This window comes from Mesorhizobium sp. WSM4832 (genome assembly GCF_055811115.1).
This window is the reverse complement of record NZ_JBVVQH010000001.1, coordinates 227,434-243,187: the sequence shown is the minus strand read 5'-3', so window position 1 is coordinate 243,187 and position 15,754 is coordinate 227,434. Positions and strand designations below refer to the sequence as shown.

Annotated in this window: 16 protein-coding genes; 13 read left to right on the top strand and 3 right to left on the bottom strand. The window is 64.9% G+C overall.

From position 1 onward, the window contains the following. The first annotated feature begins 48 nt into the window (after window positions 1–48). Genes AC0L2L_RS01195 through iolG form a run of 3 tightly spaced genes read left to right on the top strand, consistent with a single transcriptional unit; the run spans window position 49 to window position 2,989 of the window. The gene (locus tag AC0L2L_RS01195) at window positions 49–1,158 is read left to right on the top strand and encodes an ABC transporter permease (RefSeq protein ID WP_473575597.1); all 1,110 of its coding nucleotides are present in this window, start codon (window positions 49–51) and stop codon (window positions 1,156–1,158) included. Beyond that, complete coding sequence (locus AC0L2L_RS01190; protein ID WP_473575596.1) at window positions 1,158–1,976, top strand: ATP-binding cassette domain-containing protein; 819 nt, start codon at window positions 1,158–1,160, stop codon at window positions 1,974–1,976. The genes AC0L2L_RS01195 and AC0L2L_RS01190 overlap by 1 nt, the downstream gene beginning before the upstream one ends. A 20-nt stretch (window positions 1,977–1,996) precedes the next feature. Continuing rightward, window positions 1,997–2,989: an inositol 2-dehydrogenase gene (gene iolG, locus AC0L2L_RS01185; protein WP_473575595.1), complete on the top strand. Its 993-nt coding sequence runs from the start codon at window positions 1,997–1,999 to the stop codon at window positions 2,987–2,989. Between the two features lie 20 nt (window positions 2,990–3,009). Here the strand turns inward: iolG and AC0L2L_RS01180 are convergent, their stop codons facing one another. After that, complete coding sequence (locus tag AC0L2L_RS01180; protein ID WP_473575594.1) at window positions 3,010–4,119, bottom strand: Gfo/Idh/MocA family protein; 1,110 nt, start codon at window positions 4,117–4,119, stop codon at window positions 3,010–3,012. Between the two features lie 157 nt (window positions 4,120–4,276). Here AC0L2L_RS01180 and AC0L2L_RS01175 point away from each other — a divergent pair, with 157 nt between their 5' ends. From AC0L2L_RS01175 to phnN, 10 genes are all read left to right on the top strand, one after another. Continuing rightward, a complete protein-coding gene (locus tag AC0L2L_RS01175) occupies window positions 4,277–5,122 on the top strand; it encodes a MurR/RpiR family transcriptional regulator (RefSeq protein WP_473575593.1) in 846 nt (281 codons plus the stop codon). Between the two features lie 155 nt (window positions 5,123–5,277). Further along, window positions 5,278–7,212: a bifunctional 5-dehydro-2-deoxygluconokinase/5-dehydro-2-deoxyphosphogluconate aldolase gene (locus AC0L2L_RS01170; RefSeq protein ID WP_473575592.1), complete on the top strand. Its 1,935-nt coding sequence runs from the start codon at window positions 5,278–5,280 to the stop codon at window positions 7,210–7,212. Window positions 7,213–7,244: 32 nt separating this feature from the next. Beyond that, entirely contained in the window at window positions 7,245–9,095 is a 1,851-nt protein-coding gene (iolD, locus tag AC0L2L_RS01165) for a 3D-(3,5/4)-trihydroxycyclohexane-1,2-dione acylhydrolase (decyclizing) (protein WP_473575591.1), read from the top strand. Between the two features lie 151 nt (window positions 9,096–9,246). Further along, a complete protein-coding gene (gene iolE, locus AC0L2L_RS01160) occupies window positions 9,247–10,161 on the top strand; it encodes a myo-inosose-2 dehydratase (protein ID WP_473575590.1) in 915 nt (304 codons plus the stop codon). A 64-nt stretch (window positions 10,162–10,225) separates the two neighbouring features. Further along, on the top strand, window positions 10,226–10,438 hold the full coding sequence (locus tag AC0L2L_RS01155) for a DUF3329 domain-containing protein (RefSeq protein ID WP_473575589.1): 213 nt from the start codon (window positions 10,226–10,228) through the stop codon (window positions 10,436–10,438). A 15-nt stretch (window positions 10,439–10,453) separates the two neighbouring features. After that, window positions 10,454–11,266, top strand: a complete 813-nt coding sequence (gene iolB, locus AC0L2L_RS01150) for a 5-deoxy-glucuronate isomerase (RefSeq protein ID WP_473575588.1) — start codon at window positions 10,454–10,456, stop codon at window positions 11,264–11,266. Next, a complete protein-coding gene (locus AC0L2L_RS01145; RefSeq protein ID WP_156913471.1) occupies window positions 11,248–11,463 on the top strand; it encodes a hypothetical protein in 216 nt (71 codons plus the stop codon). The genes iolB and AC0L2L_RS01145 overlap by 19 nt, the downstream gene beginning before the upstream one ends. A 50-nt stretch (window positions 11,464–11,513) precedes the next feature. After that, window positions 11,514–12,221 (top strand): DUF1045 domain-containing protein, encoded by a 708-nt coding sequence (locus AC0L2L_RS01140; protein ID WP_473575586.1) that lies wholly within the window; start codon window positions 11,514–11,516, stop codon window positions 12,219–12,221. Window positions 12,222–12,249: 28 nt separating this feature from the next. Continuing rightward, a complete protein-coding gene (locus AC0L2L_RS01135) occupies window positions 12,250–13,389 on the top strand; it encodes an alpha-D-ribose 1-methylphosphonate 5-triphosphate diphosphatase (RefSeq protein WP_473575584.1) in 1,140 nt (379 codons plus the stop codon). After that, window positions 13,386–14,012, top strand: coding sequence for a phosphonate metabolism protein/1,5-bisphosphokinase (PRPP-forming) PhnN (gene phnN / locus AC0L2L_RS01130; RefSeq protein ID WP_473575582.1), 627 nt, complete (start codon window positions 13,386–13,388; stop codon window positions 14,010–14,012). The genes AC0L2L_RS01135 and phnN overlap by 4 nt, the downstream gene beginning before the upstream one ends. Before the next feature lie 189 nt (window positions 14,013–14,201). Here the strand turns inward: phnN and AC0L2L_RS01125 are convergent, their stop codons facing one another. Further along, the gene (locus AC0L2L_RS01125; protein ID WP_473575580.1) at window positions 14,202–15,017 is read right to left on the bottom strand and encodes an ABC transporter ATP-binding protein; all 816 of its coding nucleotides are present in this window, start codon (window positions 15,015–15,017) and stop codon (window positions 14,202–14,204) included. Then, a complete protein-coding gene (locus AC0L2L_RS01120; protein WP_473575578.1) occupies window positions 15,017–15,748 on the bottom strand; it encodes an ABC transporter permease in 732 nt (243 codons plus the stop codon). The genes AC0L2L_RS01125 and AC0L2L_RS01120 overlap by 1 nt, the downstream gene beginning before the upstream one ends. Window positions 15,749–15,754 lie beyond the last annotated feature (6 nt).

Genomic DNA, 15,754 nt, shown 5'->3' with positions numbered 1-15,754 from the left:
GCCGGTGTTTAGCCGGCGGGCCTTTTGCTATCGATTGGGAAGACGATTGTGACCGATGCACTGAACCCTGCCCATCCACCGGAGCCAAGGCCCGTTTCGCGCAGGCTGGTCCGCCTGATGCGGCGGCCGGAGCTCGGCGCCATCACCGGCACGGTCATCGTGTTCCTCGCCTTCGGCATCACCGCCGGCAATAGCGGCCTGTTCTCGATGGCCGGCATCGCCAATTTCCTGCAGGTGTCGGCGCAGCTCGGCATCCTTGCCGCGGCCGTGGCGCTTTTGATGATCGGCGGCGAGTTCGACCTGTCGCTCGGCTCGATGATCGGCTTTGCCAGCGTCACCATCGGCCTCTGCGTCACCCAGTTCGGGCTTTCCATCCCCGTCACCGTGGCGATCACCTTCGTCGTCGCCATTATCGTCGGCGCGCTGAACGGCATCCTTGTCGTGCGCACCAGGCTGCCGTCCTTCATCGTCACGCTGGCCGGCCTGTTCATCCTGCGCGGGCTGACGCTGGCCATCACCCGCACCGTCACCGGGCGCACGCAGATCCCCTACATCACCGACGGCCAGGAAGGCAGTCTCGTGGTCTGGCTGTTCGGCGGCAAGTTCGGCGCGCCGGTCTTTGCCTGGCTCGCCTCGCATGGCGTGATCGCGGCGCGGCCCGACGGCTCGGCGATGGTGCAGGGCCTGTCGATGTCGATCCTGTGGTGGGTGCTGGTGACGGCCTTCGCCACCTGGCTGCTGGTCAAGACGCGCTTCGGCAACTGGGTGTTCGCCGTCGGCGGCGACGACCGCGCGGCGCGCAATGTCGGCGTGCCGGTCGACCGGGTGAAGATCCTGCTGTTCATCGGCACGGCGCTTTCGGCGACGCTGTTCGCGGTCATCCAGGTGCTGGAATCGGGCTCCGCCGACACGCTGCGCGGCACGCAGAAGGAGTTCCAGGCGATCATCGCCGCGGTGATCGGCGGCTGCCTGCTGACCGGCGGCTACGGCTCGGCGATCGGCGCCATGTTCGGCGCGCTGATCTTCGGCACGGTGGAGATGGGCATCTTCTACACCGGCATCGACACCGACTGGTTCCAGGTGTTCCTCGGCTCGATGCTGCTGATCGCGGTGCTGGTCAACAATTACGTGCGCCGCAAGGCGACGGAGGCGCGCTGATGACTGAGGCCGTTCCGCTCATCGAGCTGCGCAACGTCACCCGCCGCTTCGGCTCGGTGACGGCGCTGCGCGACATGTCGTTTGCCGCGCATGCCGGCGAGGTGCACTGCCTGCTCGGCGACAACGGCGCCGGCAAGTCGACGCTGATCAAGACGCTGTCGGGCGTGCACACGCCGAGCGAAGGCCAGATGTATGTCGACGGCAAGCCGGTGACGTTCGGTTCACCCAGGCAGGCGCTCGATGCCGGCATCGCCACCGTCTTCCAAGACCTGTCGATGATCCCGCTGATGAGCATCACGCGCAATTTCTTCCTCGGCAGGGAGCCGGTGAAGGGCTGGGGGATTGCCAAGCGCTTCGACATGAAGTCGGCCGACGCGATCGTCTACGAGGAGCTCGGCAAGATCGGCATCAATGTGCGCGACCCGCAGCAGGCGGTCGGTACGCTCTCCGGCGGCGAGCGGCAATGCGTGGCGATCGCGCGCGCGGTCTATCACGGCGCCCGGGTGCTGATCCTCGACGAGCCGACCTCGGCGCTCGGCGTGCACCAGGCCTCGATCGTGCTGCGCTATGTGGCGCAGGCGCGCCAGCGCGGGCTCGCCGTCATCTTCATCACCCACAACATCCACCACGCCTATCCGATCGGCGATGTCTTCACCATGCTGAACCGGGGCCGCTCGCTCGGTACGTTCCGCAAGGGCGACATCAGCGAGAAGGAGGTGCTGGACATGATGGCCGGCGGCCGCGAGATCCGCGAATTGCAGCAGGAACTGGAGCGCTTCACCAAGCCGGGTGCCGGCACTGAAGCGACTCTTTCCTGAGGAATCGAGAAGAGAGACTTATGATCGACGCCGCATTGTTCGGCGCCGGGCTGATCGGCTCGGTGCATGCGAAAAATCTTGCCCGGCATCAGGGCGTGCGCTTGCGCGCAATCGTCGACCCGCGCCGCGACGCGGCCGAGCGGATCGCCGCCGGCACGGGCGCGGAAATCGCCGACACGGCGACGGTGATGAACGATCCGTCGGTGAAAGCGGTGGTCATTGCTTCCGCGACCCGCACCCATGCCGATTTGATCATCGAGGCTGCAGCAAAGGGCAAGGCGATCTTCTGCGAGAAGCCGATCGACCTCGACATCGCCCGCACCGACCAATGCCTGGCGGCGGTCGAGAAGGCCGGCGTGCCGATGCAGATCGGCTTCAACCGCCGCTTCGATCCGTCCTTTGCGAATGTCCGCAAAAGGATCGACGCCGGCGAGATCGGCGCGGTCGAGCAGGTGATCATCACCAGCCGCGACCCGGAGCCGGAGACCGAGGAAGCGCTGGCCGGCGGCGGCGGCGTGTTCCGCGAGATGACCATCCACGACTTCGACATGGCGCGTTTTTTGTTGGGTGAAGAACCGGTCGAGCTCTTCGCCACCGGCTCGTCGCTGGTCGAGCCCTATTACGCAAAACTCGGCGACTTCGACACGGCGATGTTCATCCTGCGCACGGCGTCGGGCCGCCAGTGCTACATCAACAACAGCGTGCGCGCCGTTTATGGCTACGACCAGCGCATCGAGGTGCACGGCTCAAGGGGCATGCTGCAGGCCGGCAACCGTACGCCGACCTCGGTCAGCTTGAGCGGCGAGAACGGGATCGCGGCCGACCGGCCGCTCTATTTCTTCGTCGAGCGCTATGCCGAATCCTACGAAGCCGAGCTCGACCATTTCATCCAGTCGGTCGCCGCCGGGCGGAAGCCCGCGGTCGGCGCGGCGGACGGCCGCAAGGCGATGATCCTGTGCGAGGCGGCGCTTGCCTCGGTGAAGTCCGGCCGTTTCGAGCCGGTAAGGCTCTGAGGTCCGTCGCGTTGCCTGCCCTATCTCACATCGACCCAGCGCTGCTCCTGGAACGAGCGCGCCATCGCATGCACGGTGCGCTCGATCTCCAGCCCCTCGTCGAAGTCGATGATGCGGGCCGGCTTGCCGGCGATGCGCATCAACAGCTCGCGGCATTCGATCATCTTGAGGTCGTTGAAGCCGAGGCCGTGGCCGGGCGCGGGCAGGAACGAATCATAGGGCTTGTGGTGCGGCGCCACCAGGACGGTGCGGTAGCCCTGCTCGGTCGGCCGGTCGGCGGTCAGGTAGAGCTGGAACTCGTTCATCCGCTCCTGATCGTAGAGGATCGAGCCCTTCGAGCCAAAAATCTGGATGGCGATGCGGCCCTTGCGGCCCCAGGCCGAGCGGTTGACCAGCAGCGTGCCGGCGACGCCGTTCTCGAGATGCATGAGCACGCTGGCGATGTCGTAGGTCTCGACAGCGCGGCGGCCGCCGGAAGCGACTTTCCGGTCGGCATAGGGTTTCACCATGTCGCACATGACGCGGCTGACGCGGCCGAACAGCGCCTTGATCAGCGACAGCGGGTGCACGGCGAAATCGTCGAGCGCGCCGTAGCCGGACGAAGCCTCGTGCTTCCAGAAGAACAGCGCTTCCGGGTCGGCCATGAAATCCTCGTCCATCTCGATGCGCACGAGGTTGACGTTGCCGATGATCTTTTCATCGAGCAGCGCGCCGATGTGGCGGATGGCGGGATTCTGGATGTAGTTATAGCCAAGCGCCGCGACCTTCCCAGATTTCTTCGCGGCCGCCGCCATCGCCTCGGCCTCGGCAAAACTCGGCGCCATCGGCTTCTCGCACCACAGATGCTTGCCGGCTTCCAGGATGGCTATCGCCATTTCGGGATGGAACTGGTTGGGCGTGGTCAGCGAGACAACGTCGACTTCCGGATCGTCGACCACGGCGCGCCAGTCGCCGGAGCCTTTTGCGAAGCCGAACTCGCCGGCCTTGCGCTTGGCAAGCTCGTCATTCACCTCGCCCAGATGCACCAGCCTCGGCTTGTCGACATCGGGAAAGACGGTGCCCACCGCATTCCAGGCGATGGCGTGGCACTTGCCCATAAAGCCCGTGCCGATGAGGCCCACTCCGACCATGTCGATGTCTCCGAGATGAAGGAAATATTGATGTGGATGAATTAGTCTATTTTTCGAAAGAATGGAACATCCAAATCATTTTTAATGGTGTTCTTGCGCGGACTCGCTATGATGAGGCAGGAGAGGGACAAACATTATGGGCGCGGACGGAGCGACGATGGACGAACTTGTGCCTCGCGATTTCGAGACGCTGCGCGCGACGATCCTGGACAGGCGCCAGAGCCTGCCCAAGCGCATCGCGCAGATCGCCGCTTACGCGCTCGACAACCCCGACGACATCGCTTTCGGAACGGCGGCGAGCATTGCGGCTTCGGCCGGGGTGCAGCCCTCGACGCTGATCCGTTTTGCCCAGCAGCTCGGCTTCGACGGCTTCACCAGCCTGCAACAGGTTTTCCGCGAACGCCTGCGCGAACGCAACTCCTCCTATGACGAGCGGCTGGCGGTGTTGCGCGCCAAGGCCGAGGACGGCGGCGGGCACCGGGCGATCTTCGACGGCTTCGTCGCCGCCGCCAGTACCTCGCTGGGCGACATTTCACGCTCGCTCAACGATGCGCATTTCGAAGAGGCGGTGGCGCTTTTGGCAAAGGCCGAGACCATCTATGTGCTGGCCAAGCGCCGCTCCTATCCGGTCGCTTCCTACATCGCCTATGCGCTGGGCAAGCTCAAGATCCGCAACCAGCTGGTGGAATCGGCCGCCGGCCTCAATGCCGAGATGATCGGCTTCGCCACGCCGCGCGACGCCGTCATCGCCATCAGCTTCTCTCCTTACGCGCCCGCGACCATCGAGGAGACGCGCTCGATCGCGGAACAGGGCGTGCCGATCGTGGCGATCACCGACTCATCCTTCTCGCCGCTCGCGCAATTCGCCAAGATCTGGTTCGAGGTCGCCGAGGCTGATTTCGGCGGCTTCCGTTCGATCTCGGCGACAATGGCTTTGGCCATGGCGCTGACTGTCGCCGTTGGCGAGAAGCGCCGCGAAGCCGGGCGCAGGCGCAAGGTCTGAGCCTCGCCGACGAAACGCTTTTCGCCACGGGAATGCTCATTCCATATTGACTGTAGATTGGAATTAATATTTCATATTGACGACGCCACGCCGCTGTTTGCGCGTGCCGTCCAAAACGACGCTGCTCTGCACAACAAGGCCGATGGGAGGTTCGAATGGGCGAAGCCGTGGAAGCGAAATACCCGCCGCTCGACGTCATCACCATCGGCCGCGCCTCGGTCGATCTCTATGGACAGCAGATCGGCTCGCGGCTGGAGGACATCGCCTCCTTCGCCAAGTCGGTCGGCGGGTGCCCGGCCAATATTTCGGTCGGCACGGCAAGGCTCGGGCTGCGCTCGGCGCTGCTGACGCGCGTCGGCGATGAGCAGATGGGCCGCTTCATCCGCGAGCAGCTCCGGCGCGAGGGCGTCTCGGTCGACGGCTTGAAGACCGACAAGGAACGGCTGACGGCGCTGGTGCTGCTCTCGGTCGAGGACGAAGGCGTCTCGCCGATGATCTTCTACCGCTCCGACTGCGCCGACATGGCGCTCGCCGAAGAAGATATCGACGAGGCTTTCATTGCCTCGGCCCGGTCGGTCGTCGTCACCGGCACGCATTTCTCACGACCCAATTCGGATGCCGCGCAGCGCAAGGCGATCCGCCTGATGAAGGCCAAGGGCGGCAAGGTGGTGTTCGATATCGACTATCGCCCGAACCTGTGGGGCCTTGCCGGCCATGCCGAAGGATTCGAGCGCTACGTCAAATCGGACCGCGTCTCGGCGCAGCTTAAGACCGTGCTGTCCGATTGCGACCTGATCGTCGGCACCGAGGAAGAGATCATGATCGCCTCGGGCGCCGATGATTGCCTGAGCGCACTGAAGACGATCCGCGCGCTGTCCTCGGCCACCATCGTCCTGAAGCGCGGCGCTCAGGGCTGCATCGTCTATGACGGCCGGATCAGCGACGACCTCGAGGACGGCATCGTCGGCAAGGGTTTTCCGATTGAGATCTACAATGTGCTGGGCGCCGGCGATGCCTTCATGTCGGGCTTCCTGCGCGGCTGGCTCGGCGGCGAAAGCTTTGCCACGGCCGCCACCTGGGCCAATGCCTGCGGCGCCTTTGCAGTCTCGCGCCTGCTCTGCGCGCCGGAATATCCAACCTTCGAGGAGCTGCAATTCTTCCTCAAGCACGGCAGCAAGCACCTTGCGCTGCGCAAGGACGAGGCGATCAACCACATCCATTGGGCGACGACGCGCCGGCGCGACGTCCCCTCGCTGATGGCTTTAGCCTGCGATCATCGGGTCCAGCTCGAGGATGTTGCCGCGAGGGTCGGCGCCGATGCCGCGCGCATCCCCGACTTCAAGGTGCTGACGGTCAAGGCGGCCGCTAAAGTCGCCGCTGGCCGCGACGGCTACGGCATGCTGATCGACGAGAAATACGGCCGCGACGCGATGTTCGAATTCGCCCGCCATCCCTTCGCTTGGCTCGGCCGTCCGGTCGAATTGCCCGGATCGCGGCCGCTGCGCTTCGAATTCTCGCAGGACATCGGCTCGCATCTCACCGAATGGCCGGTCGACCACTGCATCAAATGCCTGTGCTTCTACCACCCGGACGACCCGGAGGTGCTGAAGAACGAGCAGCAGCAGAAGCTGCGCGCGCTGTTCGAGGCGGCGCGGAAAGTCGGCAGGGAACTGCTGGTCGAGATCATCGCCGGCAAGCACGGCAAGCTCGACGACACCACCATTGCGCGTGCGCTGGCGGAACTCTATGCGCTGGGCATCAAGCCGGACTGGTGGAAGCTCGAGCCGCAGGCTTCGGCAGGTGCCTGGGCGAAGATCGAGCAGGTGATCGTCAAGAACGATCCCTGGTGCCGGGGCGTCGTGCTGCTGGGGCTGGAAGCGCCGCAGGACGAACTGGTCGCGGCGTTCGCCGCAACCAGCAACGCGCCGATCGTCAAGGGCTTCGCCGTCGGTCGCACGATCTTCATCAACGCCGCCGAACGATGGCTGGCCGGCAAGATGTCGGATGAGGAGGCGATCGCCGACATGGCCGCGCGCTTCGAGCAGCTGACCGAGGCGTGGCTTGCCGCGCGCGGCCGCAAAGCGGCATAACGAGACAGCGGAAGGACTGCGGAGGAAATACCATGAGCAAGACAATTCGCCTGACCATGGCGCAGGCGCTGACGCGCTTTCTCAGCCGGCAAATGACCGAGATCGACGGCAAAAAGGCGCCCATCTTCGGCGGCGTCTGGGCGATCTTCGGCCACGGCAATGTCGCCGGCGTCGGCGAGGCGCTCTACCAGGTGCGCGACGAGCTGCCGACCTTCCGCGCCCATAACGAACAGGCGATGGCGCATGCGGCGATCGCTTACGCCAAGGCGAATTTCCGCCGCCGCTTCATGGCCGCGACCTCTTCGATCGGCCCCGGCGCGCTCAATATGGTGACGGCGGCGGCGCTCGCGCATGTAAACCGGTTGCCCGTCCTGTTTTTGCCGGGCGACATCTTCGCCAACCGCTTGCCGGATCCGGTGCTGCAGCAGGCTGAGGATTTCTCAGACGGCACGGCGAGCGTCAATGACTGCTTCCGCCCGGTATCGCGCTATTTCGACCGCATCACGCGGCCGGAGCAGATTATCCCGGCGCTCAATCGCGCCATGCAGGTGCTGACCGATCCGGCCGAATGCGGGCCGGTGACGCTGTCGCTCTGCCAGGACGTGCAGGCCGAGGCCTATGACTATCCCGAAAGCCTGTTTGCCGAGCGTGTCTGGACGCCGCGCCGGCCGCGCCCGGACCGCAATGAACTGGCCGCCGCCGTCGCGGCGCTGAAGGGCGCGAAGAAACCGCTGGTGATTGCCGGCGGCGGGGTGCTGTATTCACAGGCCTCTGACGAGCTCGCCAAGCTGGTGCAGGGCGCCGGCATTCCGGTCTGCGAAACGCAAGGCGGCAAATCCTCGCTGCCGGACGACCATCCGCTCAACATGGCCGCGGTCGGCGTCACCGGCACCTCCGCCGCCAACCGATTGGCCGAAGAGGCCGATGTCGTGCTCGCCGTCGGCACCAGGCTGCAGGACTTCACCACCGGATCCTGGGCGCTGTTCAAGAATGCAGGTCGCACCATCATCGGCCTCAACTCCCAGGTCTTCGATGCCGGCAAGCATTGGGCGCTGCCGCTGGTCGCCGACGCGGCAGAAGGCCTCGCCGAGCTCGCCGCCGCGCTGAAGGGCTGGAAGGCGCCTGCCGCCTGGACCGACAATGCGCTGAAGGGCAAGAAGGAGTGGCAGGCCGAAGCCGCCAAGGTGACCGCCTCGACCAACGCCGCCTATCCTTCCGATGCGCAGGTGATCGGCGCCGTGCAGCGCGCCATGGGGGCAGGCGTGACTTTGCTGAATGCGTCGGGCGGCCTGCCGGGCGAACTGCATAAGCTGTGGCAAGCCGGCGCGCCCGGCTCGTACCATGGCGAATATGGCTTCTCGACCATGGGTTACGAAATTGCCGGCGGGCTCGGCGCCAAGATGGCCAAGCCTGACCAGGAGGTGGTCGTCATGGTCGGCGACGGCTCCTACCTCATGATGAATTCCGAAATCGCCACGTCGGTGATGCTTGGCCTGAAGCTCACCATCGTGCTGCTCGACAATCGCGGCTATGGCTGCATCAACCGGCTGCAGATGGCGACCGGCGGCGCCAACTTCAACAATCTCTTGAAGGACGCCCGCCACGAGGTGATGCCCGACATCGACTTCGCCGCCCATGCGGCGAGCCTGGGCGCAATCGCCGAGAAGGTGGCGTCGATCGCCGAGCTGGAGACGGCGCTGGCCAAGGCGAAGAAGAACGACAAGACCACGGTGCTGGTCATCGACACCGATCCGCTGGTTTCGACCGAGGCCGGCGGCCATTGGTGGGACGTCGCCGTGCCGGAAGTCTCGGCGCGACGCGAAGTCAACGCCGCGCGCAAGGCGTATGAGGACAAAAAGCAGATGCAGAACATCGGAAATTGATGCTGGCTAGGCCAAAACCTCTACCTCCCCCCTTGTGGGGAGGTCGGACCGAAGGTCCGGGCGGGGGTCGGCGCTGCCCCCTCCCCGCTGCTTCGCAACGACCCTCCCCACAAGGGGGAGGGTGGAAACGAACCGACATTGGAGTGACGACTTGAAAGCCAAACTGGGCATGTCCCCCATCGCGTGGTGGAACGACGATCTCGTGGAATTGAGCGATGACGTGTCGCTGGAAGAGTGCCTGCGGCAATCGCGCTCGGCTGGCTTCACCGGCATGGAGATGGGCCGCCGCTTCCCCAACGATCCGAAGGTGATGCTGCCGATCCTGAAGGAGGCCGATGTGACGCTTTGCGGCGGCTGGTTCTCCGGCACGCTGGTCGACGAAGACTTGGCCAGCAACAAGGACCGCATCCAGCCGATGATCGACCTGTTCAAGGCCGTCAACGCGCCCTGCATCGTCTATGGCGAGGTCGGCCGCTCCATCCAGGGCGACCGCTCAAAGCCTTTGGCCACCAAGCCGAAACTCTCCGGCGACGAGATGAAAGCCTATGGCAGGCGCGTCACCGAATTCGGCGAATGGTGCGCGGAACAGGGCATGCCGCTCTCCTACCACCATCATATGGCGGCGGTCGTCGAGACCGAGCCGGAGCTCGACTCCTTCATGCGCCATTCCGGCGAAGGCATACCGCTGCTGCTCGACGCCGGCCACCTGGCGTTTGCCGGCGGCGACGTGCTGCGCGCCATCGACAACCACCACAAGCGCATCAACCATGTCCATGTGAAGGATGTGCGCATGGGCGTCATCGACGGTCTCGACCGCTCCAAGCAGTCCTTCCTCGATGCCGTGGCGCTCGGCGCCTTCACCGTGCCGGGCGACGGCTCGCTCGATTTCGGCGCCATCGTCCAGCGCTTCGCAGATCATGGCTATGAAGGCTGGTTCGTGGTGGAGGCAGAGCAGGATCCGAAGAAGAACCCGCCGCTGAAGATGGCTCAAGTCGGCCACAAGGAACTGATGCGGGTGATGACGGCCGCCGGCTATACGGTCGAGACGCAGGGTTTTCCAGCCTGAACGGTGGATTAGTCCGGGCGCTCGGTCTATCTGATGCGCTTTGGACAAATCCTGGATTGGCGCGATGAAAGACTATGAGCATCCCTTCTTCCGGCCGCTATGGCGCCGCATCGCCATCGTCGCGGTCTGCCTGGTCTGGTCGGTGATCGAGTTCGCTTCCGGCACGCCGTTCTGGGGCGTCATCGCGCTCGGCTTCGCCGGCTACGCGGTGTGGCAGTTCTTCTATCTCTACAAGCCGGCCGAGGAAGCCAAGCCTCCAGCCGAACCGAAGGAATAATCCAAGGAGCTCCGCATGTCGAAACTGCTCGTCAAGGCCGACAAGGGCCACGGCCATGTCGCTCATGTCACGCCGCAAAGCGCCGGCTGGACCTATGTCGGTTTCGATCTGCATCGGCTGAAGGCGGGCGAGACGGCGTCCGGCAAGACCGGCGACCGCGAGGTCTGCTTGGTCTTCGTCACCGGCAAGGGCAAGGCGTCCGCCGACGGCAAGGAACTCGGCCTGCTCGGCGAGCGGATGTCGCCCTTCGAAGGCAAGCCCTGGTCGGTCTATGTGCCGCAGGGATCGGACTGGTCGGTAACCGCCGACACCGAACTGGAGCTGGCCGTCTGCTCGGCGCCGGGCTTAAGCGGCGGGCTGCCAATGCGCGTCATCGGACCTGACGATCTCGGCCAGGAAGTGCGCGGCAAGGGCACCAACACGCGTTACGTCACCAATATCCTGCCCGAGGGCAAGCCGGCGGATTCGCTGCTGGTGGTCGAGGTCATCACACCCGGCGGCCATACCTCCAGCTATCCGCCGCACAAGCACGACCAGGACAATCTACCGGCGGAGTCCTATCTCGAGGAAACCTACTACCACCGCCTCAACCCGCCGCAGGGCTTTGCTTTCCAGCGCGTCTACACCGATGCCGACCGCAACGGCGTGCGCGAGCTCGACGAAGCGATGGCGATCGAGGACGGCGACGTCGTGCTGGTGCCGAAGGGATATCACCCATGCGCGGCCTGCCACGGCTACGACCTCTATTATCTCAATGTCATGGCCGGACCGAAGCGGACGTGGAAATTCCACAACGCGGCCGAGCACGAATGGCTGATGAAAGCCTGATAGGCAGGTCGGCAAAGCCGTTGGTCCAGCTCGGGAAAAATCGTCGGCTAAGCACCTCGATGCTGGACTTGCCTTCGAAAACCCATGAAAGCTTCGTCAATCCGTCATGGAAATCACCTATGGCAGCGGGTCTGATGCACGTCGCCGCAAGCGCCTGGGCGTTTTTGGAACACGACTTGCCAAAAACAGGGACTTGAAGCGCGTCGCATAATCCTTCGGGCGCAGCGCGCTTTGTTGAGGAACGATCATGCGCTACGCTATTTATTTCACCCCAAGGCAGGACGAGAAGCTGGCGCGCATCGCTGCCAACTGGCTGGGCCGCGACCCGTTTGGCGCGGCGACGCGGTCGGTCGAGGCCGTTGGTGATCTGTCGGCGGCGGAAGTCGCTTTCCACACCGCCTCCGCCAGGCGTTACGGGTTCCATGCGACGCTGAAGGCGCCGTTCCGGCTCGCGTCCAGCGAGACGGAAGCTTCGCTGCGCGCCGCGCTCGATAGTTTTGCCGAGGCGACACCGCCGGTCGTCATCCCGCGTCTCGTCCTCGGCCAGATCGACGGCTTCTTCGCGCTGGTGCCGGAAGCGCAGTTTGCGCCGCTCAACGATTTCGCCGACGAGGTCGTGCGCGTCTTCGACAGCTTCAGGGCGCCGCTGACCGAGGCCGAGATCGAGCGCCGCAGTCCCGATTCGCTGAGGCCGGACGAGTTCCGCAACCTCTGCCAGTGGGGCTACCCTTACGTTTTCGACACTTTCCGCTTCCACATGACGCTGTCGGGGCGCGTCGGGCCACAGGAAAGCCCACGTCTTCGTGCAGCGATCGACAGCCTGTTCGCCGAGGTGCTGCGGCAGCCGGTGCCGGTGGACGCGCTGACATTGTTCGTCGAAAGCGAGCCCGGCGCCCCGTTCATGGCGCTTTCGCAGCATGCGCTTGGCCGTGGCCCGGCCCGCAAGACCGCTTGATTGACCGTTCGAGATAGGACCGCCTGAGATGACCACCGAAACCGTCCTCACCAATGCCCGCATCGTGCTGGCCGACGAAATCGTCGAGGGCTCGCTGCTGCTGCGCGATGGCCTGATTGCCGCCATCGAACCCGGTGCTGCCCGCACCGGCGAGGATATGGGCGGCGACTACATCATTCCCGGCCTGGTCGAGCTTCACACCGATCACCTCGAAGGCCACTACGCGCCGCGCCCGAAGGTGCGCTGGAACCCCATCGCCGCCGTGCTTGCCCACGACGCCCAGGTCGCGACCGCCGGCATCACCACGGTTCTCGACGCCTTGCGCGTCGGCATGGACGAGGATGCCGACCTGAAGGCCGACGACGTTCGCAAGCTGGCCGACGCCATCGAGGACAGCGTGCGCCAGGATCGGCTCAGGGCCGACCATTTCATCCACCTGCGCTGCGAGGTCTCGGCGCCGGACTGCCTCGAGGCTTTCGCCAATTTCGAGACCGATGACAGGGTGAAGCTCGCCTCGCTGATGGATCACGCGCCTGGACAGCGCCAGTTCGTCAACCTCGAGACCTATGCCTATTACTACCAGCGCAAGCTGAAGCTGACGGACCGCGACTTCCAGAAATTCTGCGAGAAACGGATGGCGGAATCGGCCCGCAATTCCGGTCCGAACCGGGTCTTCATCTCGGCCGCCTGCCATGGGCGCGGCATCGTGCTTGCGAGCCACGACGACGCGACCTCCGGCCATGTCGACGAAGCGATCGAGCAAGGTGTGCGTGTCGCCGAGTTCCCGACCACGGAGGAAGCGGCCAAGGCCTCGAAGGCGGCGGGCCTCGGCGTGCTGATGGGCGCGCCGAACGTCATGCGCGGCGCATCGCATTCCGGCAACGTCTCGGCGCGCACGCTTGCCGCCGACGGCCTGCTCGACATCCTGTCGTCCGACTACATTCCCTTCAGCCTGATCCAGTCGGCCTTCTTCCTCGGCGATGTCGTCGAGGGCATCACGCTGCCGCAGGCGGTCGCCATGGTGTCCAAGAACCCGGCCGAAGCGGTCGGCCTCGCCGATCGCGGCGTCATCGAACCCGGCCGCCGCGCCGACCTGGTGCGCGTGCGCGTCGACGACCATGTGCCTGTGGTGCGAACCGTGTGGCGCCAGGGCGGTCGGGTGGCATGATGGTCTCGGCCCTGATCGAGCGCGAGCTGGCTGAGAGCCTGCCGATCCGCAACGGCGTCTTCGTCGCGGTCGTCGGCCCGAGCGGCGCCGGCAAGGATACGGTGATCGGCTATGCCAAGGCGCGCTTTGCCGGCGAGACGCGGCTGGAGTTCGTGCGCCGTGTCATCACCCGAGCCAGCGACGTGGCAAGCGAAGACCACGATACGCTGGCAGATGCCGCCTTTGCCGAAGCGGAGGCCGACGGCGCCTTCTCGCTGTGCTGGGACGCGCACGGCCTGCGCTACGGCCTCCCGGCCGATGTCGACTGGGCCGTGGCGAACGGCCACGTGGCGGTCGCCAACGTCTCGCGCGCGGTCATCCCGGCGCTGCGCGAACGCTACGCCAATCTCGCCGTGGTCGAGATCACCGCGGCGCCGGAGGTCCTCGCCGAGCGGCTTGCGGCGCGCGGCCGTGAATCGCGCGGCGAAGTGCTTGCCCGCCTGGCGCGCAGCACCAGCGTCAAGCTGACAGGACCGGACGTCACTTCGATCGACAACAGCGGCGAAAAGGAAACCGCCGGCGAACGTTTCGCCGAGGTGCTGCGCAAGGCGATGGCCTTCTCGGATCTGTCGGACATGATCTAGCGCCTTTTCCCTTCTCCCCTTGTGGGAGAAGGTGGCCGCGAAGCGGCCGGATGAGGGGTGCTCCAGCGGAGTGAGACGCTGGTGTTCCAGCGGAGTGAGACGCTGGCGTTCCCTGGAACACCCCTCATCCGTCTCGGCGCTACGCGCCGATCCACCTTCTCCCACAAGGGGAGAAGGGAAAGCAGCGGCTCATTTGTTGAAGTTGGCGATGAACTGTTTGAACTGCTGCGTCGGCGGCCTGGCGAACATTTCCTTCGGTTCGCCGACCGAATCCACCTCGCCCTTGTGAAGAAACATCACCTGGCTCGACACGTCGCGGGCAAAACCCATTTCATGCGTCACGACCAGCATGGTGCGCCCTTCTTCGGCAAGCGAGCGCATGACGCGCAGCACCTCGCCGACCAGTTCCGGATCGAGCGCGGATGTCGGCTCGTCGAACAGCATCACCTTGGGATTCATCGCCAGGGCCCGCGCGATTGCCGCGCGTTGCTGCTGGCCGCCCGACATGTGGGGCGGATAGTAGTTGCGGCGCTCCCATATCCCGACGCGCTTCAGCAACGCCTCGGCCTGCTCCAGGCACTCGGCGCGCGGGCGCTTGAGCACATGCGTCGGCGCGGCGACCAGGTTCTCGAGCACGGTCATGTGCGACCAGAGATTGAAGCTCTGGAAAACCATGGCAAGGTTGGCGCGGATCCGTTCCACCTGGCGGGTGTCGGCCGGCGTTTGATGGCCATCGCGGCCCTGCTTCATCCGGATGAGCTCGCCATCCACCCGCACTTCGCCGGAATCCGGGGTCTCCAGGAGGTTGATACAGCGCAGCAACGTGCTTTTGCCGGAGCCCGAGGAGCCGAGGATCGAGATGACATCGCCCTTGTGAGCTTCGAGCGAAATGCCCTTGAGCACCTCGTGGTCGCCGAAACACTTGCGCATGTCCTTGACGCTGATGGCTGCCTTGTCATCCTGGGACGATGCTGCTTTCGCGGCAGCGGCAGAACTTGCCGGCATCACAACACCTCCGGGACGGGTTTGACCTGCTGGGATTGTTCGGGCGCGGGGCGCAGATGGGGTGAAAGCAGGTATTCGACCCAGGCAAACAGCCGGGCGATCGACAGGTTGAGCAGAAGGTAGATCACGCCGGCGCAGGTAAGCACCTCGATCGGGCGGAACGTGTCGTGCTGGATCTTCTGTGCCGTCCCCATCATCTCCATGATGGTGACCACGGAAGCGAGCGCGGTCGCCTTGGTCATGAGGATGATCTCGGTCGAATAGGCCGGCAGGGCGAGCCGCAGCGCGATCGGCAGCGTGACAAGGCGGAAGCGCGTGAACGCCGACATGCCGAACGCCTTGGCCGCCTCGATCTGGCCGACAGGCACCGCCCGCAGCGCGCCGCGGAAAATCTCGCTCTCATAGGCGGCTGTGTTCAAGGCCATGGCGACGATCGTGCAATACATCGGATCGCGCAGGATCGGCCACAGGACCGGGCTGTGGCGAACAAAATCGAATTGCGAGAGGCCGAAATAGATCAGATAGAGCTGCACCAGCAGCGGCGATCCGCGGAAGATGAAGACATAGGCGCGGGTGAAATATTCGCCCAGTTTGTGGCCGGAAGCCCGCAGCCAGGTCAGGCCGGTGGCGATGATGAGCCCAAAGGCGATGCCGAAGAACCATATCTCGAGCGTCAGCGGCAGCGCCTTCAGCACGCTCCACATGGTCGAGAGGTAGAAATCAAAATCCACCGCGAC